Below are 21,229 nucleotides of genomic sequence, written 5' to 3'. Positions count from 1 at the left end.
GTCCGATTACTGCTTGAATTGGAAATCCAACGCCGCGCCTTCCACTTCGCGGGTGTTTTCGTTGCGACGCTGCAGTTGCAGTTCGTTGCTGAGCAAGCGGCCGTTGAGCTGGAAGTCCTCGGTTTTCTTTTCGTCGAAATAGGACGGCAGCAGCGACTGGTCCCTGGCTGGGGCCTGGGCCTCGGTTTTCTTCGCAGGCTCCAGCGTGTTGACCATGGCCTTGGGCAAGGACAGGTCCAGCTTCGCCTTGGGCAGATCCGCCGCCACGGCGTCGGCGTCCTTGCGTGCCTTGGTCTTGCTGGCGACCGGCTTCTTCACCGGCTTGGGCTTGGCCGCAGGCTTCTTGACCACGGGCGCAGCCTTCTTCACCGGCGCCTTCTTCACGGCCGCGTGGGCGCCGTCCGCCTGGGCCAGCAGCAGAAAAGGTTCGGTGGAGGGTAACGATTGCGCACACGCCATGCCGGATCCCAGGCACAGCACAAGCAGTCCGATACAACGCAAGGCATTCATAGACACAGGCAGAAATGGCAGCACAAGGCTATATGCTCCCCGCTAGAGGGCTCGCTGGCAAGCCCCCGAGCGGTAACAGAACGTAAATCCTTAGTAAAACTGGCCGCTCGCCACTTCCTGGCACAGTTGCCCTGCCAGCAGGCCCAAGGTCATCAGCGCCCGCTCCGCCTCCTTGTTCCACGGCATGCCGCAGTTGAGGCGGATGCAGTGGTTGAATTGCTCGGTGTTGCTGAAGATCAGGCCGGGGGCGATGCTGATACCCTGCTCCAGCGCCCGCACGTGCAATTCCTGGGTATTGACCCGCCCCGGCAGGCTCACCCAGAGGATGAAGCCACCCAACGGCCGGGTGATCTGCGTGCCATCGGGGAAGTACTGCTGCACGGCCAACTGGTAAGCGCTGAGGTTCTTGCGGTATTCATGGCGGATGTAGCGCAGATGGCGGTCGTAGCCGCCATTTTCCAGGTAGCTGGCGATGCCCATCTGCGTCACGCTGCACGCCGAATGGGTGGTGAAGGTCTGCAGCCGCTGGATTTCCGCCTGGTACTTACCGGCGATCATCCAGCCGATGCGCACGCCGGGCGACAAGGTCTTGGAGAAGCTGGAACAGTAGATCACGTGGCCCAGGCGGTCGTAGGCCTTGAGCGCCTTGGTCTTGCCCTGTTCGAACATCAGCTCGCCGTAGATATCATCCTCGACGATCTGGATATCGAAGTCCGAGGCCAGGCGCAACAGCTGCTTCATGCGCTCTTCGGGCATGGTGCCGCCCAGCGGGTTGCTCAGGCGCGGGGTCAGCACCAGGGCCTTGATCGACCATTGGTTGGCCGCCAGTTGCAAGGCTTCCAGGCTGATACCCGTGGAGGGGTCGCTGGGAATCTCGATGACCTTCAGGCCCAGCAGGTCAGCCAGTTGCAACAGGCCGTAATAGGTAGGCGATTCGGCGGCGATCAGGTCGCCGGGCCGGGTCAGCACGCGCAGGGACATCTGCAGCGCGTCCACGCAGCCATGGGTAATCACCACCTCGGAAGGGTCGACCACCACGCCGGCGTCGCGCATACGAATCGCCACCTGCCGACGCAGCGGCTCGAAACCGGGGCTGAACATGTAACTGAACGCCCGCGGGCTATGGAAACGCGTGACCTTGGCGATCTGCTGGTGCAGGGCGCGTACCGGCAAATAGTCCACGTGGGGCACGGCAGCCCCCAGCGGAAACACCCCTTCGCGGCGCGACTCCACCAGCACCTGCTGGATGATGCTGGCGCGGGTCACCAGGCCCGGCCGCTCCACGCGGGCGATGTCCGGGGTCGGCGCGGTCAGCGCCGGAGTCTGGTGCACGTAGTAGCCCGACTGCGGCCGGGCGCGGATCAGCCCCTGATCCTCAAGGTTGGCGTAGGCCTGTAGCACCGTGGCATGGCTCACGTTGAGCTGCGAACTCATCTTGCGCACCGACGGCACCCGCTCCCCCGGCTGGTAGACGCCACGGCGTATATCCTCGGCCAGTTGCTGAGCGATGCGCTGGTAGAGCAGAAGACTGGTCATGCGGGGCTTCTCGACTGATCAGGCGGTTTTTTGATTTTAGTACCGGAACAGTTGAAAAGTGTACGGGGACAGTTCCACGATTGCGAGGGGATTATGCCACCCCCGTAGCAGCGGCCACAGGCCGCGTCCAGCCTCACCGCGCACGCCTCACCTGGCGCGGCGCGGCCGGACGCGGCCTGTGGCCGCTGCTACGGGTGGTTCAGCGGGCGGCGCCGAGCACGCCTTTCTCGTCGGAGAAGACGATCTCGACACGGCGGTTCATCGCCCTGCCCCGCTCCGACGCGTTGGCTTCCACGGGGTACTGGTCGCCATAGCCCTGCACCTGGATGCGCTTGTCGTCGATACCCAGGTCCACCAAGGTGTCGGCCACGGTCTGCGCGCGGTCCTTGGACAGCCCCAGGTTGAAGTCGCTGTCGCCGGTGTTATCGGTGTAGCCCTCGATGCGCACCACGCGCTTGGGGTTGAGTTGCAGGAACTGCACCAGCTTGAGAATCATGCGGTTGGCCGACGGCTTGAGATCCGCTTCGCCGCTGTCGAACAGCACGTCGCCCAGGGTCAGCACCAGGCCGCGGTCGGTCTCGGTGGTGGCCATGCTGACAAACTGCTCTTCAAGCGCCTTGCCCTGCTGCTGCACGCTGTTGAGCTTGGACTCACGCAGGGCCAGCTGCAGGCGCTGGCGCTCCAGGTCCTGCTTGGCGAGTTTTTCCTTGTTCAGCACCAGTTGGGTGTGCTCGCGGGCGATCTCGCTGTAGCGCTGGCTGAGGTAGGCATACTGCGCCACGTCGTCGCCACTGCCCCAGTAGCTGGCCAGGCGCTCGGCACGCGACAGCGACTCGCCGGCGCGGATCACGTCGCGCGGCGCGGCGCGCAGCACGTCGGCATCATCCTTGACCGTCTGGAAGCTGGCGCTGGCCTGCTGCAAGGTCACTGCTGGCGCACCGGCATGGCTGGCACAACCGAACAGGCCCAGGCAGCCCAGGGCAATCAGGCCACCGCCCACGCGTGTAGACAGGCTCATTGCACTTCCCCCAGCTGCTTGTGCAGGCGCACGATACGGGTGTTGACCTGGGTCAGTTGCTCCTGGCTCTTCTCGGTGAGCACCCGGGCCTCGGCCAGGCGCGCGTCCAGCTCGGCCTGCTCGGCCAGCAGGCGGGCCTGGCGGTACGATTGGCTGCCGTTGGCGGCCAGGGCGCTGGCGAGCTTGTCGCTGGCCAGTTTCATCTCATCCACCTCATCGGTGGCACCCACGGCACGCGCCTGGTCCACGGCCTGCTCGGTCAGGCGCAGTTGCTCGACGGGGGCCGGGTCGCTGGCACAACCGGCCAGGGCCAGCACCGCCACGACGGCGGTCAAAGCTTGAATTCTCACACGGATTCCCTACTGGTTTGGGGCACTGGCCGGTTGCGGCACGCGCGGTTGCTGCAAGCTCGCCTTCCACCGTTCGACATTACGCTGCAGCACCGCCTCGGCTTGGCCGGACGCGGGCAATTCTGTCATCTTTTTCGCCAGCTGTCCGCGCAGCCAGGGGTCATTGCAGGCCGAATTGTGCGACAGCGCCAGGTACAGCCCCGGGCGGTCCAGCGGCGTCTCGTGGGCCACCACGTCATTGCCCAGCCCCAGGGTCTGGGACACGGCCTGGCCGGCGTAGCGCCCCGCTACCACGTACTCGACCTTGCCCAGCATCAGTTGCTGGAAGGCGGCGGTCAGCGACTCGGCGGCAGTGAGGCTCAGGTTCTCGTCGGCGAAGCGCTTGAACGAGGCGCCCAGGCGCGCCCGCGCCGACACCGCGCCAGCATGGCCGTGCAGGTCGCCCACGGTGTGGTAGACCATGGCCGAGCCCTTGCGGGTCCACACCAGGTAGTCGTTGAGCGCCATGCGCGGGTGGATGTAGTCCAGGGTTTCCAGCTGGTCGAAGGCCATCGGGGCGTCCACCAGCAGGTCCATGCGCCCGCTGCGCACCTCTTCCAGGGCCTGGGAGCGGCGGCCGCTGTACAGCACGTCGATCTTGATGCCCAGCTCCTCGCCAATGCGCTTGAGCTGGTCGACGTTGGCGCCGATCAGGTGGGTGGGGTCATCCGGGTCGCGCCACGAAAAGGGCTGCGCATCCGGGCTGCCGGTGGCCACCAGGCGCTCGCAGGTGCCGGCGGCGCTGGCCAGGGTGGGCAGCAACATGGCGATTGCCCAGGCGCCCATTCTCAAGGCTCGCTTCATCGTTAATCCTTCCAACTTCCACACATAAAAAAGCCCGGTCATCGGACCGGGCTCTTTTATAAGTGAAGCAGCTGGATCAGACCAGCTTTTCCAACTCGGGCACCGCTTCGAACAGGTCAGCCACCAGGCCGTAGTCGGCCACCTGGAAGATCGGCGCCTCTTCGTCCTTGTTGATCGCAACGATCACCTTGGAGTCCTTCATGCCCGCCAGGTGCTGGATCGCGCCGGAAATACCGACGGCGATGTACAGCTGTGGCGCAACGATCTTGCCGGTCTGGCCGACCTGCATGTCGTTGGGCACGAAGCCTGCGTCCACGGCGGCGCGCGAGGCACCGACGGCGGCGCCCAGCTTGTCGGCCAGGGCGTACAGGTGCTTGAAGTTGTCGCCGTTCTGCATGCCGCGGCCGCCGGAAACGACGATCTTGGCAGCGGTCAGCTCAGGGCGGTCGGACTTGGCCAGCTCTTCGCCGACGAACGCCGATTTGCCAGCGTCATGGGCAGCGCCCACGGCTTCGATGGCAGCCGAGCCACCTTCGGCGGCAACGGCGTCGAAGCCGGTGGCGCGCACGGTGATGACCTTGATGGCAGCGTTCGATTGCACGGTGGCAATGGCGTTGCCGGCGTAGATCGGACGCTTGAAGGTGTCAGCCGACTCAACCGAGATGATCTCGGAGATCTGGTCGACGTCCAGCTGGGCAGCGACGCGCGGCAGCACGTTCTTGCCGTTCGAGGTGGCCGGGGCCAGCACGTGGCTGTAGGCCTTGGCCAACTCGACCACCAGCGGCGCAACGTTTTCAGGGAGGAAGTGCGCGTAGGCGGCGTTGTCGGCCACCAGCACTTTTGCCACGCCGGCGATCTTGGCGGCAGCTTCAGCCACGGCGCCAACGCCTTGGCCGGCCACCAGCACATGCACGTCACCACCGATTTTCGCGGCAGCTGCGACGGTGTTCAGGGTAGCCGGGGCTACGGCACCATTCTCGTGTTCAGCGATAACCAGGATAGTCATTTAGATTACCTTCGCTTCGTTTTTCAGTTTCTCGACCAGTTCTGCAACCGACTTGACCTTGATGCCAGCGCTGCGGGCAGCCGGGGCTTCAACCTTGATGGTCTTGTTGGTGGAAGCCACGGAAACACCCAGGGCGTCCGGGGTCACGGTTTCCAGCGGCTTCTTCTTGGCCTTCATGATGTTAGGCAGCGAAGCGTAACGAGGCTCGTTCAGACGCAGGTCGGTGGTGACGATGGCGGGCAGGTTCAGCGCAACGGTCTGCAGGCCGCCGTCGATTTCACGGGTGACGTTGACCTTGTCGCCAGCCACGTCCACCTTGGAGGCGAAGGTGCCCTGGCCGAAGCCGGTCAGCGCCGCCAGCATCTGGCCGGTCTGGTTGTTGTCGCTGTCGATGGCCTGTTTGCCCAGGATCACCAGCTGTGGCTGTTCCTTGTCGACAACGGCCTTGAGCAGCTTGGCCACGGCCAGGGAGTTCAGTTCTTCGGCGGCTTCCACCAGGATGGCGCGGTCAGCGCCCAGGGCCAGGGCGGTACGCAGTTGTTCCTGCGCAGTGGCCGGGCCAATGGTGACGACGACGATTTCAGACGCGACGCCCTTCTCTTTCAGACGCACGGCCTCTTCCACGGCGATTTCGCAGAAGGGGTTCATGGACATCTTGACGTTGGCGAGATCGACGCCGGAGTTGTCCGCTTTGACACGGACCTTGACGTTGTAGTCGACCACTCGTTTGACAGCTACAAGAACCTTCATGGATTCCTCGTTACTCTCCGGTGAAAAGAATGTCGCCCGGCAGGCCAGGCGATGCTCAGTGGGCACAAGGGCACCTTTAAAAACGACGGCGAGCCCGCTTAATTTAGCATTGCTCCCTGAATTCAATGACTTAGCGGCAAAACCGGGCAGTCACGGGCGGTGGCGACGTGTAAACTCCACTACAACAGGGGCAAGGCGTGCCTGCGCGGCTCTGGCCTGGCTTTTAGAGATGCTCTTGCAGCCTCAGGACAACCTGCGGCAAATGCAAAACCGCCCGTATCTTGACCGCTACGCCCGGACCGGTCAACAACCGGAACCCGTCGGTCATGCCCCCGCCCCCAGCGAATTTACTGGCCTGGGACAAATTCAAACAAACGTTTGTATTGGACCCTGCCGGTGGTGTAGATATAATGCGCGGCCAAAGAGATTGCCCTGTAGTGCGTCCACGGGTGTGCTACACCGCACCCCACGCCAGAAAGCGCAACGCCATTAGAAAAAACTGTGAGCCTTGAGTAGGAGAGAACCTGTGGAACGCGAATACATGGAATTCGACGTGGTCATCGTCGGGGCCGGCCCCGCTGGCCTGTCCGCCGCCTGCCGCCTGAAGCAGAAAGCTGCTGCAGCGGGCCAGGAAATCAGCGTCTGCGTGGTGGAAAAAGGCTCCGAGGTAGGCGCCCACATTCTCTCCGGCGCAGTGTTCGAACCCCGCGCGCTGAACGAGCTGTTCCCGGACTGGAAAGAGCTGGGCGCGCCGCTTAACACCCCGGTCAAGCGCGATGACATCTACGTGCTGAAAAACGCCGAGAGCGCCAGCAAGGTGCCCGGCGCGTTCGTGCCCAAGACCATGCACAACGAAGGCAACTACATCATCTCCCTGGGCAACCTGTGCCGCTGGCTGGCCCAGCAGGCCGAGAACCTGGGCGTGGAAGTGTACCCAGGCTTCGCCGCCCAGGAAGCGCTGATCGACGAAAACGGCACCGTACGCGGCATCCTCACCGGCGACATGGGCGTGGACCGCGAAGGCCACCCGAAAGACGGCATGTACACCCCCGGCATGGAACTGCGTGGCAAGTACACGCTGTTCGCCGAGGGCTGCCGCGGGCACATCGGCAAGCAACTGATCAAGCGCTTCAACCTGGACAGCGACGCCGACGCCCAGCACTACGGCATCGGCCTGAAGGAAATCTGGGAAGTCGACCCGGCCAAGCACGAGCAGGGCCTGGTGGTGCACACCGCCGGCTGGCCGATGGACATCATGGGCACCGAGAACACCGGTGGCTCGTTCCTCTACCACCTGGAAAACAACCAGGTCGTTGTAGGCCTGATCGTCGACCTGTCCTACGGCAACCCGTACCTGTCGCCGTTCGACGAGTTCCAGCGCCTCAAGCACCACCCTGTCATCAGCCAGTACCTGGAAGGCGGCAAGCGCATCAGCTACGGCGCCCGTGCCATCTGCAAGGGCGGCCTGAACTCGCTGCCCAAGATGGTCTTCAACGGCGGCGCGCTGATCGGCTGCGACCTGGGCACCCTGAACTTCGCCAAGATCAAGGGCAGCCACACGGCCATGAAGTCCGGCATGCTGGCCGCCGACGCGGTGGCCGAGAAGCTGCTGGCCGGCGCCGAGGGCGGCGACCTGCTGACCGGCTACGTCGACGGTTTCAAGGCCAGCTGGCTGCATGAAGAGCTGTTCGCCAGCCGCAACTTCGGCCCCGCCATCCACAAGTGGGGCGCGGTGCTGGGCGGTGCGTTCAACTACATCGACCAGAACATCTTCGGCGGCAAGATCCCCTTCACCCTGCACGACACCAAGCCCGACTACGCGTGCATGAAGCTGGCGAAGGACTCGAAGAAAATCGACTATCCCAAGCCCGACGGCAAGCTGAGCTTCGACAAGCTGAGCTCGGTGTTCCTCTCCAGCACCAACCATGAAGAGGAACAACCCTGCCACCTGAAGCTGAAGGACCCGAGCATCCCGATCAGCACCAACCTGCCGCTCTACGACGAACCGGCCCAGCGCTACTGCCCGGCGGGTGTGTACGAAGTCATCACCCAGGAAGACGGCGAGAAGCGCTTCCAGATCAACGCCCAGAACTGCGTGCACTGCAAGACCTGCGACATCAAGGACCCTTCGCAGAACATCACTTGGGTGACCCCGGAAGGCGGCGGCGGCCCCACCTACCCGAACATGTAACCCGTTGGATCTTCGTCGCCTGCATCGCGACCAAGGTCGGCTCCTACCACGTACAGCGTAGGAGCCGACCTTGGTCGCGATTCAGGCGACGCAAACCCAAGAAGGGAACGACCAACATATGGCTCTGTGACACTATTCGTGTCAGGCGCCATACACCGCCGAAATGCTTCCGATACCCGAATTTACTGGAGTTCACCCCGCCCCTGCCGATAGAAAAGGCATCAGGGCAGTGAGTGAATCACGGCCTTCAGTATCGGAGTCATTACCATGCACATCGAACGCCTGGGCACCATCCAGGACGACCTGGAACACACCGCCGCCCACCTGGAAGCGCTGTCGCGCATGCTGCAAGGCCACGCACTGTTCCTGCGCCACTCCACCTACGCCGACAACTCCGCCGACATCGATTACATCGAGCGCCACCTCAGCGGCCTGGCCGCCTCGGTAACCGACTTGCGCGGCGTGGCCCGCAACATCGCCAAGGTCGCCTGACCCGCCACACCGCTACTCCACCTGCAACGCCCACAACACTTCCAGCACATGCCGGGTCGCCCTTTCGACTTCACCGGCACGATGAACGATGCCCAGCTGCCGGGACAATTCGGGCTGCAACGGCCGCATCAGCATGCGCGCGTCCGGCAGCGGCGTGGACGCCTCGTGGGGCAGCAGCGTGGCGCCGTAGCCCGCCGCCACCAGGCTCTTGATCGCATCGTTGTAGTTGAGCTGGATACGCGGCGTGGGTTGCTGGCCGTCACTGGCGAACCATTCGGCGGTGAGCCGCGACAGCCGCGTGGTGCTGTCGTTGAGGATCAGCGGCTGCGCGGCCAGCCAGGCTGGCGTGACGACGTCGGGCACCTGCCAGGCCGCCGGCAGGAACGCCATCACCGGGTCGCGGCGCCAGGGCTGGATCTGCACGCCCTTGACCGGCAACTGCGGCAAGGCAATCAAGCCGATGTCCAACGTACCGGCGGTCAGCTGCCGCAGGGTTTCCTGGGACGTCAGCACTGCCACCTGCACGTCGATGCCGGGGTGGCGCTGGCCCAAGGTTTCCAGGGCCTGGGGCAGCAACTGCGCAATCGCCCCGGTGGACGCGCCCAGGCGCACCCGGCCCGCCAGCCCCTGCACCTGGCGCTGCACATCCTCCAGCGCCTGCTGCGCATCCAGCAACAGCCGCCGGGCACGCTCCACCAGCGTCTCGCCGATGGCCGTGGGCAGCACCCGCCCGCGCGCCCGTGACAACAGAGCCCCGCCCACCCGCGCCTCCAGGTCGGCAATGTGCAGGCTGACCGTGGGCGGCGCCAGGTTCAGCGCCCGCGCCGCTTCCGCGAACGACCCCAGATCGGCGATCACCACCAGGGTACGCAGGCGGTCCAGGCTGATTTCACGCATGCTTTGTTAGCCTTCAGTAAAACTGAACGTGGCCGTTGCCAAATTCAACTTTCCCTATGCTACCGATGAATCGAAGATAGCGGCAGTCACTTCTTGCGAGCAGCGAAACATGAGCACCCCACTGATTTTCATCGACGGCGACCAGGGCACCACCGGCCTGCAGATTCACCAGCGGCTGCGGCACCGCACCGACCTGCAACTGCTGCGCCTGGACCCGCGCTTTCGCAAGGACCCGCACCACCGCGCCGAAGCCATCAACGCCTGCGACCTGGCCATTCTGTGCCTGCCCGACGACGCCGCTCGCGAAGCCGTGGCCAGCATCCACAACCCGTCGGTGCGGGTGATCGACGCCAGCTCCGCGCACCGCACCCAGGCCGGCTGGACCTACGGCTTCGCGGAAATGGGTAGCGCCCAGGCCCAGGCCATCAGCACCGCTACCCGCGTCAGCAACCCGGGTTGCTATCCCACCGGCGCCATCGGCCTGCTGCGCCCGCTGCTGCAGGCCGGCCTGCTGCCGGCGGACTACCCGATCAGCATCAACGCGGTCTCGGGCTACTCGGGCAAGGGCCGGGCCGGGGTGGATGAGTACGAAGGCGAGAACGCCACCCAGGCGCCGCCGTTCCAGGTCTACGGCCTGGGCCTGACCCACAAGCACGTGCCGGAGATCGCCCAGCACAGCGGCCTGCTGCACCGCCCGGTGTTCGTGCCGGCGTACGGCGCGTTCCGCCAGGGCATCGTGCTGACCATCCCACTGCAGCTGCACCTGCTCAAGGCCTCTGCCCAGCAGCTGCACCAGTGCCTGGCCGACCACTACGCCGGCCAACGCCACGTCAGCGTCATGCCCCTGGCCGACAGCAAGGCCCTCGCCCTGCTCGACCCGCAGGTGCTCAACGGCACCGACGACCTGCGCCTGATGGTCTTCGAACACGGCCAGCACGTGCTGCTGGCGGCAGTCTTCGACAACCTCGGCAAGGGCGCCGCCGGCGCGGCCGTGCAAAACCTCAACCTGATGATCAACCAAACCCCGTAGCAGCTGCCGCAGGCGGCGTCTTGCTCCTGGTAGCACCAGGCACACCACGGCGTGCAAGACGCGGCCTTGCGGCCGCTGCTACAGGGGCGGCGCGCTCGAGTTTGGTAACGCTTCTCGGAAATTTCTCCATACCACTTAATCGTTCTCCTACAACGTCGCGCTAAAGGCTGGTCCATAGTTGCGGTTGCAGCGCACTTTTTGCCCTGGCAATCACGATAGGGAACGACCATGTCCGTGCATGAGCAGCAAGCCCGGTATCGACGACTTTTTTCCGAACACGCCGCCTGGCGATTGCTGCACGCGGATCATGCCCCCATCATCCTGGCGTTCATCAATGACCTGTTCCACGAAGACCGCGAAGTGCCGTTCGGCAAGGCACGGGTGGCGCTGGAAACAGAGCTGCCCCTGTGGCAGGAACTGTACGGCCTGCAGGACAATGCCGGCATCCACCTGCGCAACTGGATTCACGCCGGCTGGCTGCGCGAACACGATGACCAGCTGACCCGCACCGACGCTTTCGAGCTGGCCATGCGCTTCGCGCAAAGCCTCGAACACCGTGACAGCAGCGCCACCGCCTCACACCTGCGGATCGTCCAGGACGCGGTGCGTGACCTGGCCACCGCGCTGAGCCCGGACCCCAAGGAACGCATCACCCTGCTGCAAGCCCGCCGCGACGAGCTGGACCTGCAGATAGAGCAGCTGCGCCGCGGCGAGCTGACCCAACTCAACGACGCCGAGCAACGCGAACGCATCCGTGGCCTGTATCACCTGGCCGCCGTGCTCACCGGCGATTTCCGTCGTCTCGAAGACGAGATCCGCCAACTCGACCAGACCCTGCGCGTGCGCATGATCGAATCCGAGTCAGGCCGCGGCGAGGTGGTGGAAGCCTTGCTCAAGCATGAAGACCAGCTGCTGCAGACCGATGCGGGCCGGGCCTTCGATGGCTTCTATCGGCTGTTGTGCGACCAGAACCGCATCGTCGAATTTCGCGAACAGATCCGCTCGATCCTGGCGCGGCCGGCCGCGCACCACCTGGAACGCGACGAAGTCCGTTACCTCGGCCATCTGGTACGGGAGCTGAGCAAGGAAAGCGAACGAATATTCCTGGTACGACGCCGCACCGAGGAAAGCCTGCGGGCCTTCGTTGAAAGCGGCGCACAACAGGAACGCCGCGCGGTGGAACGCACCTTGCGGCAACTTGAACGCCTGGCGGTGGGGTTCAAGGAACTGGGCCTCAACTTCCGCCAGCCCATCGCCTTGCCTATTCCCACGGGTAGTTTCAAGGTGCACTCCCCTTCCAGCCTCCACCTGCGCTTGCCGGAGGAGCGCGTCGACACCCGCGACGTGGCCGTCACCCGCAACGCCACCGCAGCGAGCCAAGGCATGCTCGACCATCTCGACAGCGTGAAGGTGCTGGAACTGGCAGAAGCGCTACGGGCCCTGCTGGCCCGGCACGGCCCCCTGTCAGTGGCCCAGGTGGCCGCGCACCGCCCGGTCACCAGCGGCCTGGAGGAGCTGGTGGCCTACGTGCGAATCGCCAAGGCCACCAAGGCCGTGGAGCTCGATAGCTGCGAAAGCGTCGGCGTCACCGATCGGACAGGCCAGCGCATCAACGTACGGGTGCCTTACTTGTTGATGGCCGCCGACAACTTTCCCGACAAGCCGGAGGACCTGGGCTTATGAGCCAGGAAGAAAAAAACCTGCAGGGCTCGTCGCTGTTCGACCGCTTTCGCCCCGCCGAAGCACAAGATGAATCGCCCCTTGAAGCCGCGGATGAGCCCGCTGCAACGCAGCAGGCGCAGGGCCAGGCCGATAGCGAGATGCCAGTGGAAGCCCGCCGGGCAATGGTCCTGCTGTTGCGCCAGGGCGTGGTCATGGCCAGCCAGAAGCGCCTGGCCTACGACGCACTGTGCCTGTATGAAACAGCCATCACCCAGCACCTGGCGCGGATGTTCCTGCACCTGATCCTCGACCGCCGCGCGGGCATCGCCATCCTCCTGCAGCCGGACGACGACCTCGACGACACGGACTCCGACGAACAGTATTCGATGGTCAACAAACGCACCCTGACCCTCTACGACACCTTGCTGTTGCTGGTGCTGCGCAAGTACTACCAGGAGCGCGAAACCGCCGGCGAGCAACGCATCATCATCGCCACCGAGCAGATCGAGGCCCTGATGACACCGTTCCTGCCCTTGACTCAAAGCACCCGCGGCGAGCGCCGCTCGTTGAGCGGAGCGACCAAGTTCCTGCTCGAAAAACGCCTGATCAGCACGGTACGCGGTGACAACGACCGTTTCGAAGTGACCCCGGTTATTCGCTACGTGGTGAATGCCGACTTCCTGGACCGCCTGCTGGCCGAATACCAGCGCCTGGCGGGCCCCGATGCCGCAGCACCTGCCGAGGAGAATAACGATGAATGAGCATGATGCCGTGCAGCCTGGTGATTTGTTTGGCACTGGGCAGATCCGCCTGGCCGAGCTTTCGGTCTATAACTGGGGCTCGTTCCACGGCCTGCACACCGCGCTGATCAACCCTGACGGCACCCTGATCACCGGCGACAACGGCGCCGGGAAATCGACCCTGATCGACGGCCTGATGGCATTGCTGCTGCCGCCCAGCAAAGCTTCGTTCAACATCGCTGCCGCCCAGGGCGACCGCACCGACCGCACGCTGATGTCGTACATTCGCGGCAACTACGGCAAGGTGCATGACGGCAATGACACCGCCTCGCTGCTCAAGCGCCCCGGCGCCACCGCCAGTGCGCTGCGGGCCTGCTACAAGGGCGACGACGGCTCCGAGATAGTGCTGGCCACGCTGTTCTGGACCACCCAGGCAAGCAATGCGGCGGACAGCCTGAAACGCCTGTTCATCATCGGCAAACGCCCTGTCACGCTGGAAGAAATACTGCATCAATTTGGCGAGGGCGATGTTCGGGCACTCAAGCAACATCTGGGCGAGGCGCCGGGGCTTGAGTGGTTCGCCACGTTTACCGAGTACCAGGAAGCCTTCACCCGCCTGCTGCGCATGGAAAACCGCAACGCCCCGGCCCTGCTTTCACGGGCCTTGGGGCTGAAGAAAATCGATGACCTGACCGGGCTGATCCGCGACCTGGTGCTGGAGCCCAGCAGCGTCAAGGAGCATGCCGGGCTGGCGGTGCGCGAATTTGACGACCTGGTAGGCATCCACAATGAGCTGAGCGAGGCCCGCAGGCAGCGCGACGCCCTGGCGCGGCTGCCGCAGGTCAGCGACGCCCTGGCCGAGGCAAGATTGCAATTGGTCGCCCTCACCCGCGAGTCAGTGGCGCTGCCTGTCTATTTCGCAGAGCAATGCCATCGCCTGTGGAGCATTCGCCTGGCTGACCTGGAGGCGCAACTCGCCCGGTTGTCGGCGCAGCAAAGCGAATTGGACAGCCAACTGGCGGACGCCGACGAGCGCGTGCAGATCCTCTATCACGCCTACCAGTCCCAAGGCGGCGAGCGACTGGAGGGGCTCAAGCGCGACGTGCAGCAAGCCCGCCAGCGCTTCGGCGACACCCAGCGCAACGCCGTGCACTACCAGGAAACCTTGCGCGCGCTGGGCCAGGCCGACGCCCTGGGCGCGGACAGCTTCCAGCAGCATCAGGCCAGGGCGCAGGCCTTCGTCAGCGACTATCCGGCCCAGCGCGAAGCCAGCCAGGACAGTTTTGCCGACGCCGCCAGCCAAATGGCTACCGCGCGCGACCAGGCCAAGTTGCTGGCCACGCACATCGCCGAACTCAAGGCACGGCCCAACTCCAACATTGACCCTGCGTACCAGAAGCTCCGCGACGAACTGGCGGCCAGCCTGCAGCTGGCGGCCACCCACCTGCCCTTTGTCGGCGAACTGCTGGACGTGCGTGAAGAACATGCGCCCTGGCGCGGCGCCATCGAGCGGGCGCTGGGCGGCCTGCGCACTACCCTGCTGGTGGACGGCGAGCATTTTCGCCTGGTAACCCGTTGGCTCAACAGCCGGCACACCGGCCTGCATGTTCGCGTTCAGGTCGTGGGCCAGGCCGGGGCAGCTGCGCAGTTCAAGCCCGACGGCTACCTGCGCAAGCTGGAATGGAGCGCCCACGCCTACCGGGACTGGCTGAAACACCACCTGGCACGTTTCGACCTGCACTGCGTGGACAGCACGCAACAGCTGGACGATACCCCTTTTTCCATGACTATCAAGGGCCTGGTCCACCTGGACAAGGGCAGGTTCGAGAAGAAAGACCAGCAAGCCATCGACAATCCTCGAAACTGGTGCCTGGGCTTCAACAACCACGCGCGGCTGCAGGCGCTGGAAGCGGATGAAGCAGCCCTGCAGGCGCAGCTGCAAGCGTTGAACCAACAGGTGGCCGGCGCGCGTGCTGCCATGGACGCCTTGGCTGAAACCAATGCTCGGTGGGAAACGATTGCCACCACCCCATGGGCGTCCGTTGACGTGCTGTCGGTCCAGCAGCGCATGGAGACGCTGGCCGCCGACCTGCAGGCCCTGGAAGACCCACGCAACGAGCTGGGGTTGGCCAAGGCGCAGTGGCAAACGTCCGTTGACGCGCGCGAGGCCCTTCGCGCTGACAGAGCGTCTACCGGCACGAGCATCGGCAGCGCCACCACCCAACGCGACGCAGCGAGGCGCCAGTTGCTGAACCTGTCGGGCATTGTCCAGGCAGGCATCACGGATGACGTCCGCGACATTCTCACGCAACGTATCGGCTCATTGCCCATGGCTTCCCTGGACGATGCCGCCCGCCTTGAGCGAGAGCAGCGCATCGCCCTCGACAAGGCCAGGGAAAAAACCGCAGCCCGGGAACTGACCGCGTCAAATGACGCGAGCAGCATCGTCGCCACGTTCAAGAGCCAATGGCCACTTATCGCCAACGACTGGGTCAGCGGCACCGAGGGCCTGGGCGAGTACCTGGACTACCTCGGCCACCTGGAAAACGAAGGCCTGCCCGAGCTGGTGGAGCGCTTCCGCGAACGCCTCAACCGCAACGCCACGCAGTCGCTGGCGCAGATACGCCAAGCCATCGACGCTGAACGCGAGGACATTCGCGACCGCATCGACACGATCAACAACGTGCTCCAGCGTACCGAATTCAGGCAAGGCAGCCACCTGCGCCTGGGCAGCAGAAGCGAGCTTTTCGACCATGTGAAGGCGTTCAACCAGCAACTCACCAGCGTGCTGGCACGCGCTGGCAGCGATGACCACGACGCCCGCTTCCAGCAACTGCAGGAGCTGATCACCACGTTGCAGAAAGCCACCCAACCGGCCACGTCGGGCACCATGGAGAGCCTGCGCCTGCTCGACTCGCGCTACCAGCTGTCGTTCTTTGCCGAAGAAATCGACAAGGCCGATGGGTCGATTCGCGATGTCCTGGATTCGTCCAGCGGCAAGTCCGGGGGTGAGAAGGAATCGTTCGCCGGCACCATCGTGGCGGCCAGCCTGGCCTACGTGCTGACGCCAGACGGCTGCCACCAGCCTATCTATTGCACGGTGTTCCTCGACGAGGCCTTTTCCAATACGGCCGAGGCCGTGAGCCGCAGGGTGTTGAAGGTGTTCAAGGCGCTGCAGATCCACGTCAACCTGATCACACCCTATAAAAACCTCAACCTTGCCCGCGAGTCGGCGCGTTCGCTGTTGATTGCCGAGCGCGACCCGCTCAGCCATGAAAGCCGGCTGTGCGAGATGACCTGGGAAGAAATTGACCAGCAACAGGCCCAGCACCGTGCGGCAAAGGCACAAGCCGACGCCGCGGCGCTGGGCATCGAGCCGGAGTTGACTGAATGACGACGTGGGGAAAGATGCCCGAGCAGGTCATCGAACATTTATCCCGGGTGGAGTGGCAGCATCCCACCAGGCTGCGCGAGCGCCTGGAAGGCAAGCGCAAATTCCCGATCGTGTGCAGACTCAACCCACCTTCCGGCTCCCTCGCCCTGGCGGACATCAGGCAGTTTCATGCCTACATCAACGCCTGGCGCAGTTGGCCCTGGCCGGATCTTGTCACCTGGGTGAACCGCAGCTTCCGCCAGTTGGGCGAATGTGAAGTCCCCGTGGTGGTGCGCATCGGCTCGGTGCAACAACTGATCACGGTGCTTGGCGATGACGCCATCGCTCGCAGCAAGGCTTGGGAGGTGCGCCTTGAACCACTGCTGGCGCTGGATGAAAGCCTTTACCCTGCGCTGATCAGGCAGCTGGTTGCCCTGGAGCGGCTGACGGTCGAAGACGTGCGGTTGCTGGCAGCGGTCATTCCCCAGCTGCAGCCCGGGCTTGGCCAGGGGCGTTACCTGCGCGCCATCCCCCTGGTGGGCATCGACACCAAGTTCGTGGAGCTCAACCAGGCGCTGATCGTTGCCTTGCTGGATCAACGCCACGGGCAGCTGGTGTCTGCGCAGGGCGGCCTGGAAGCATGGCTAGGGTGCCGTCCCACCCCCTCGAACTGGCTCACGGTAAAACCCTTGTGCGCAACGGCCAGGGTGAGGCTGGCGGGGCTGGGCCTGTTGAAGTTGCCCTTGGAGCAGTTGCTTGAATACCCGCTGCCTGCCAGCAACATCCTCGTTGTGGAAAACCTCCAGGCAGGGTACGAACTGCCCGAGCTGCCAGACACCATTGCGGTCTGTGGCGGTGGCGCCAATACCGCGTGGCTGCGGGCGCCCTGGCTGGAGGGCAAACGCATCGGCTATTGGGGCGACCTGGACACCTGGGGCTTCAAGCTGCTGGCCGATGCCCGGCGCCATCAACCTCACGTGCAGGCGCTGTTGATGGACAGCGAAACGCTCGCGCGCCATCGCCAGCGCGGCTGCGCGGAACCCGCCCCGGCACAAATGCCCACTACCGGCCTGTGCGCCGCCGAGCGTGCAACGTTCGACAGCCTGCGCAACGGCCAACTGGGCATTGGCAGGCTGGAGCAGGAGCGCCTGTCACAGGATTGGGTACACCGCGCCCTGAAGCAGTGGGCAGCATCGACTGGGGACTGATGTGCGCTCAGTGCGCGCTGGCCTGCCGGGCACGGCGCAGGCCCCAGCCCTGCTGCATCCCGGCGGCGGCCAGCAGAATGGCCGCCACACCCACCCATTGCAGGACATCCAGGCGGTGCCCGAACGCAAACCAATCGACGAAAATGGCCACGATCGGGTAGATGAAACTCAAGGCCCCGGTCAACGCCGTCGGCAGTTTCTGGATAGCGCCATACAGCAGTACGTACATCAGGCCGGTGTGCACCATGCCCAGCGTCAGCAGGGCGCCCCAACCGTGCAGTTCATGGGGAAACGCCGACAGATCCGCCAGCGGCGCCAGCAGCACCGCGCCGGTGCTGACCTGCACCAGTGCGATCAAATGCGGCGGCACGCCCTTCAGGCGCTTGATGATCAGCGCCGCGATGGCATACAGCGCCGCCGCCCCCAGCGCCATGACGATGCCCATCAGGTAATCGCCACCGCCCTGCCCGCCATGGGCGCTGACGATGGCCAGCATGCCGGCGAAGGACACCGTCAGCCAGAACAGCTTCTGCGCGGTGATCTTCTCGCCGAGGAACAGCGCCCCAAGCCCGACCAGCATGAACGGCTGCACGTTGTACACCGCCGTGCCGATGGCAATGGACGCCCGCGAATACGAGCCGAACAGCAGCAGCCAGTTGCCGACAATGGCCACACCGCTGAGCACCGCCAGCAGCAACGTGGTGCGGGTCAGCAAACCGGGCCGCAAAAAGCCCATGGCCGCGCACACCACCAGCAGCGTCAGCGCGCCGAACACGCAGCGCCAGAACACCACGTCCAGCACCGGCTGCCCCGAAAGCATCACCAGCCAGCCAATGGTGCCGGAAATCAACATGGCCGCAACCATTTCCAGGGTGCCGCGCCGCAGTGAATTGTCCATCTACATTCTCCTTTGCAATGGGCAATATTATGCTCGGCGCCCGCGCGCGGATTCCATGAAAAAAGCAAGGTGGAATGGGCGATACAGCTTTACTATCAAGGCATTCGGCAGCGTTTGCCTAAGGAGCGAAACATGACTGATGACATCGACCAGCGCCTTATCGCCGCCCTGATGGAAGACTCGCGCCGCTCGCTCAAGGCCCTGGCGCAGCTCACCGGCCTGTCCGCCCCCAGCGTTGCCGAGCGCCTGCGCAAGCTGGAAGAACGCGGCGTGCTCAAGGGCTACACCGTCGAGGTCGACCCCAAGGCCTTCGGCTACCAGCTGCAAGCCATCGTCCGCATCCGCCCGCTGCCGGGGCAACTGCAGGTAGTGGAACGGCAGATCCAGCAGATCGCGCAATTCACCGAATGCGACAAAGTCACCGGCGACGACTGCTTCATCGCCCGGCTGCATGTGCGCAGCATCGAGGAACTGGACACGGTATTGGATGGCCTGAACGCCTACGCCGAAACCAATACCGCGATCATCAAGAAGAGCCCGGTGAAGCGGCGATTGCCGCCGATGGGGTAAGGCAGGCGTCGACCTCGATCCAGACTTTTCGAAAAGCATGGGTGGCGAGCCGCAAGGTGTTCGAAGTCGGACCCTTCAGTCAAAACGGAACCCAACGGACCCGCACTGTACGGCCCCCCATAAAGCGCAGGCCGGCGCGAGATTACCATCATCTGCACCTGGATAAATGTAGGATTTTTTCGCCAGCTAGGGGTCGAAGTAGCGCCAAACGCCCCCGAAACAAATAGACACCATGCAAAGGCACAAACGCTTCGCCAAGCAGAACCCAGGATGGGAAACTCCATGTCCAGGAGGGACTACCAATGCCGATAACAACGCTACTGAAATTTTTCGGGATACTCGATGAGAAAGACACCTATATGAGAGCAGAAGGCGGCTCCCATAGCCTACGCCTGGTAGGTCGCAGCATGCTCAAGGTCAATGTGGAGGAAATTTACGCGTCGGCAAGCTATCAGCAAGCCCAGGCGATGGCCGACCGCATTATCAAAAACCGCAACTGAAATGGGATTGCTATTGATACTGCCGATCCTGGTCAGCGGGTATCTCGTATGTATGAACCATCCCTACTACTTCACTCGACTTCATCGCTATGACGGTCAATTGCTCTATCTTCTGGTCGCCAAACTGGGCCTGACCTGCATACTGCTGGCGTTGGTGTCATGTGGACTGGCGTCGAACTTCTACCCCAAAGGATGGAGTGCATTCTCCACGGTCATCCTGAGCTTGCTGAAAGCGTTCAACGTCAGCCATTCCGACATTCCGCTTTACCGGTTCCTCCTGCAACTCACCTGCTTATCCCTCCTGATTCCAGCGCCATGGATTACCTTGGGTACGCTCGCGGGTTACCTGAAAGGCCGATATAGCGGGTTCGCAACGGCATCGGCGTACTACCGTGCACGGTTGCTACTGGATACCCCGCTGGGCGAGTTGCTGTTCAACTCCATCTCGGAACCTCACCAGGCGCTTATCATTACCATGGTGGACCGCAAGGTCTATGTCGGTCATGTCGATGCGATTGGCGAGACTAGCGAAAATGAATCGCCACATAGCACCTTCAGTTTCACCCCGGTGCTCAGCGGCTATCGGGATAAAGACGCTCTGCACGTGACGCTTTCAACCGCCTATCCCGCTCAAGATGGAATCAGAGTCATCTTGAGGGAAGAGAACATAGCAACGGCGAGCCGATGGAGCGCTGTGCACTGGGAAAGCGGCTCGAAACGCAGTGGGCGTCGCACCGAAAACGCCAATCGCAGAAGCTTGAGACGAAAGCAGCAAGCCTGACGCTGTCCTGTCTCCAACGACTTAACCGCCCCCCACCTCAGCCGATATCCCCGCCGCCGCCTTCTGCACCACCGCCACCAACCCTTCCATCTTCTCCAGCGACATGTACGGCACCGTGCTGGCCACGCTGATCGCTGCCACGATGCGTTTGCTCGCATCGCGAATGGGCGCTGCCACGCAGCGGATGGAGGGCTCGTTGTCTTCCAGGTCGAAGGCGTAGCCGCCTCGGGCGTAGGCCTGCATGCGCGCGTGCACCTGTTCCCAGGTCTGCTCGGGGTGGTTGGGCCACAGGGCGTTGTGGCCGGCGGCGGGCAGGCTGATTTCGTACAGGTGGTGCCACTCGGCGGGCGAGGCGTCCAGCAGCAGCGCCTTGCCGATGCCGGTGCGCGCCAGCGGCATGCGGTGGCCGACCCGCGAGCGCATTTCCGGGCCGTTGCGGCCGGGGGTCTTGTGCAGGTAGAGCACGTCGTCGCCGTCGCGCACCGCCAGGTGGATGGTGTCGCCGGTCAGGCGCGACAGCTCGTCCAGGTACGGGGCGGCGAGCATCACCAGGGGCACTTCTTCGCGGGCCTGGAAGCCCAGTTCGATCAGCTTGGGGCCCAGCAGGTAGCCCACCTGGGGCAGCACGCGCAGGTAGCGTTCGTCCACAAGGGCGCTGGCCAGGCGGTGGGTGGTGCTGCGGGTGGTGCCGACGTGCCGGGCGATTTCCTTGAGGTCGCGGGCGCCGTCGGCCACTGCCTGAATCACGGCCAGGCCGCGCATCAGGGTTTGCGTGCCGGCGGGGGCGGCCTCCTTGGCCTGCGGGGTGACGTCGTCCTGCATGGGCAAATCCTGTAGTGAGTACGTGAGCAGGCGCATTATGTGCGCCCGCCCC

Annotated in this window: 20 protein-coding genes; 10 read left to right on the top strand and 10 right to left on the bottom strand. The window is 64.0% G+C overall.

Annotated features, from left to right (window positions below; all coding sequences use genetic code 11):
* Nucleotides 1-6 precede the first annotated feature (6 nt).
* The 7 genes from AC0Z2B_RS21465 to AC0Z2B_RS21435 all read right to left on the bottom strand — a co-directional run bounded on the left by AC0Z2B_RS21465 (nucleotide 7) and on the right by AC0Z2B_RS21435 (nucleotide 6,013).
* Nucleotides 7-459 carry a translation initiation factor 2 gene (locus tag AC0Z2B_RS21465; protein WP_476299279.1) on the bottom strand — a complete coding sequence of 151 codons (453 nt, stop codon included), beginning with the start codon at nucleotides 457-459 and terminating at the stop codon, nucleotides 7-9.
* 141 nt (nucleotides 460-600) lie between these two features.
* A complete protein-coding gene (locus AC0Z2B_RS21460; protein WP_473005928.1) occupies nucleotides 601-2,046 on the bottom strand; it encodes an aminotransferase class I/II-fold pyridoxal phosphate-dependent enzyme in 1,446 nt (481 codons plus the stop codon).
* Between the two features lie 199 nt (nucleotides 2,047-2,245).
* On the bottom strand, nucleotides 2,246-3,064 hold the full coding sequence (locus tag AC0Z2B_RS21455) for an OmpA family protein (protein WP_476299277.1): 819 nt from the start codon (nucleotides 3,062-3,064) through the stop codon (nucleotides 2,246-2,248).
* The gene (locus tag AC0Z2B_RS21450) at nucleotides 3,061-3,414 is read right to left on the bottom strand and encodes a DUF4398 domain-containing protein (RefSeq protein WP_416423263.1); all 354 of its coding nucleotides are present in this window, start codon (nucleotides 3,412-3,414) and stop codon (nucleotides 3,061-3,063) included. Before AC0Z2B_RS21450 ends, AC0Z2B_RS21455 begins: the two co-directional genes overlap by 4 nt.
* A gap of 9 nt (nucleotides 3,415-3,423) precedes the next feature.
* Entirely contained in the window at nucleotides 3,424-4,257 is an 834-nt protein-coding gene (locus AC0Z2B_RS21445; protein WP_476299275.1) for a substrate-binding periplasmic protein, read from the bottom strand.
* A 76-nt stretch (nucleotides 4,258-4,333) separates the two neighbouring features.
* Nucleotides 4,334-5,263 (bottom strand): electron transfer flavoprotein subunit alpha/FixB family protein, encoded by a 930-nt coding sequence (locus tag AC0Z2B_RS21440; protein ID WP_416423261.1) that lies wholly within the window; start codon nucleotides 5,261-5,263, stop codon nucleotides 4,334-4,336.
* Nucleotides 5,264-6,013, bottom strand: coding sequence for an electron transfer flavoprotein subunit beta/FixA family protein (locus AC0Z2B_RS21435; protein ID WP_416423260.1), 750 nt, complete (start codon nucleotides 6,011-6,013; stop codon nucleotides 5,264-5,266). It lies immediately after the preceding gene.
* Between the two features lie 526 nt (nucleotides 6,014-6,539).
* Here AC0Z2B_RS21435 and AC0Z2B_RS21430 point away from each other — a divergent pair.
* Both AC0Z2B_RS21430 and AC0Z2B_RS21425 read left to right on the top strand, forming a co-directional pair.
* On the top strand, nucleotides 6,540-8,204 hold the full coding sequence (locus AC0Z2B_RS21430) for an electron transfer flavoprotein-ubiquinone oxidoreductase (protein WP_476299273.1): 1,665 nt from the start codon (nucleotides 6,540-6,542) through the stop codon (nucleotides 8,202-8,204).
* A 267-nt stretch (nucleotides 8,205-8,471) separates the two neighbouring features.
* Nucleotides 8,472-8,696, top strand: coding sequence for a hypothetical protein (locus AC0Z2B_RS21425; RefSeq protein WP_416423258.1), 225 nt, complete (start codon nucleotides 8,472-8,474; stop codon nucleotides 8,694-8,696).
* Between the two features lie 12 nt (nucleotides 8,697-8,708).
* Here the strand turns inward: AC0Z2B_RS21425 and AC0Z2B_RS21420 are convergent, their stop codons facing one another.
* Complete coding sequence (locus AC0Z2B_RS21420) at nucleotides 8,709-9,593, bottom strand: LysR family transcriptional regulator (RefSeq protein WP_476299271.1); 885 nt, start codon at nucleotides 9,591-9,593, stop codon at nucleotides 8,709-8,711.
* 109 nt (nucleotides 9,594-9,702) lie between these two features.
* Here AC0Z2B_RS21420 and argC point away from each other — a divergent pair, with 109 nt between their 5' ends.
* From argC to AC0Z2B_RS21395, 5 genes are all read left to right on the top strand, one after another.
* Nucleotides 9,703-10,623, top strand: coding sequence for an N-acetyl-gamma-glutamyl-phosphate reductase (argC, locus tag AC0Z2B_RS21415; RefSeq protein ID WP_476299269.1), 921 nt, complete (start codon nucleotides 9,703-9,705; stop codon nucleotides 10,621-10,623).
* 228 nt (nucleotides 10,624-10,851) lie between these two features.
* Nucleotides 10,852-12,306 carry a DUF3375 domain-containing protein gene (locus AC0Z2B_RS21410; RefSeq protein ID WP_476299267.1) on the top strand — a complete coding sequence of 485 codons (1,455 nt, stop codon included), beginning with the start codon at nucleotides 10,852-10,854 and terminating at the stop codon, nucleotides 12,304-12,306.
* Entirely contained in the window at nucleotides 12,303-13,046 is a 744-nt protein-coding gene (locus AC0Z2B_RS21405; RefSeq protein ID WP_476299265.1) for a DUF4194 domain-containing protein, read from the top strand. Before AC0Z2B_RS21410 ends, AC0Z2B_RS21405 begins: the two co-directional genes overlap by 4 nt.
* Nucleotides 13,039-16,419 (top strand): ATP-binding protein, encoded by a 3,381-nt coding sequence (locus tag AC0Z2B_RS21400; RefSeq protein ID WP_476299263.1) that lies wholly within the window; start codon nucleotides 13,039-13,041, stop codon nucleotides 16,417-16,419. Before AC0Z2B_RS21405 ends, AC0Z2B_RS21400 begins: the two co-directional genes overlap by 8 nt.
* Nucleotides 16,416-17,606, top strand: coding sequence for a Wadjet anti-phage system protein JetD domain-containing protein (locus AC0Z2B_RS21395; protein WP_476299261.1), 1,191 nt, complete (start codon nucleotides 16,416-16,418; stop codon nucleotides 17,604-17,606). The genes AC0Z2B_RS21400 and AC0Z2B_RS21395 overlap by 4 nt, the downstream gene beginning before the upstream one ends.
* Nucleotides 17,607-17,613: 7 nt before the next feature.
* Here AC0Z2B_RS21395 and AC0Z2B_RS21390 read toward each other — a convergent pair whose 3' ends face one another.
* On the bottom strand, nucleotides 17,614-18,504 hold the full coding sequence (locus tag AC0Z2B_RS21390; protein ID WP_476299259.1) for a DMT family transporter: 891 nt from the start codon (nucleotides 18,502-18,504) through the stop codon (nucleotides 17,614-17,616).
* A 132-nt stretch (nucleotides 18,505-18,636) separates the two neighbouring features.
* On the opposite strand from AC0Z2B_RS21390, the gene AC0Z2B_RS21385 reads away from it, so the two are divergent.
* The 3 genes from AC0Z2B_RS21385 (at nucleotide 18,637) to AC0Z2B_RS21375 (ending at nucleotide 20,355) form a co-directional block, all read left to right on the top strand.
* The gene (locus AC0Z2B_RS21385) at nucleotides 18,637-19,074 is read left to right on the top strand and encodes an Lrp/AsnC family transcriptional regulator (protein ID WP_416423250.1); all 438 of its coding nucleotides are present in this window, start codon (nucleotides 18,637-18,639) and stop codon (nucleotides 19,072-19,074) included.
* 302 nt (nucleotides 19,075-19,376) lie between these two features.
* On the top strand, nucleotides 19,377-19,574 hold the full coding sequence (locus AC0Z2B_RS21380; protein ID WP_476299257.1) for a hypothetical protein: 198 nt from the start codon (nucleotides 19,377-19,379) through the stop codon (nucleotides 19,572-19,574).
* 52 nt (nucleotides 19,575-19,626) lie between these two features.
* The gene (locus AC0Z2B_RS21375) at nucleotides 19,627-20,355 is read left to right on the top strand and encodes a hypothetical protein (protein ID WP_476299256.1); all 729 of its coding nucleotides are present in this window, start codon (nucleotides 19,627-19,629) and stop codon (nucleotides 20,353-20,355) included.
* A gap of 21 nt (nucleotides 20,356-20,376) precedes the next feature.
* On the opposite strand, the gene AC0Z2B_RS21370 is transcribed toward AC0Z2B_RS21375, so the two are convergent.
* Nucleotides 20,377-21,177: an IclR family transcriptional regulator gene (locus AC0Z2B_RS21370; RefSeq protein ID WP_476299254.1), complete on the bottom strand. Its 801-nt coding sequence runs from the start codon at nucleotides 21,175-21,177 to the stop codon at nucleotides 20,377-20,379.
* Between the last annotated feature and the right edge of the window lie 52 nt (nucleotides 21,178-21,229).

It is taken from the genome of Pseudomonas sp. GYB4201, assembly GCF_056312595.1.
This window is presented reverse-complemented; position numbering and strand designations above follow the sequence as displayed.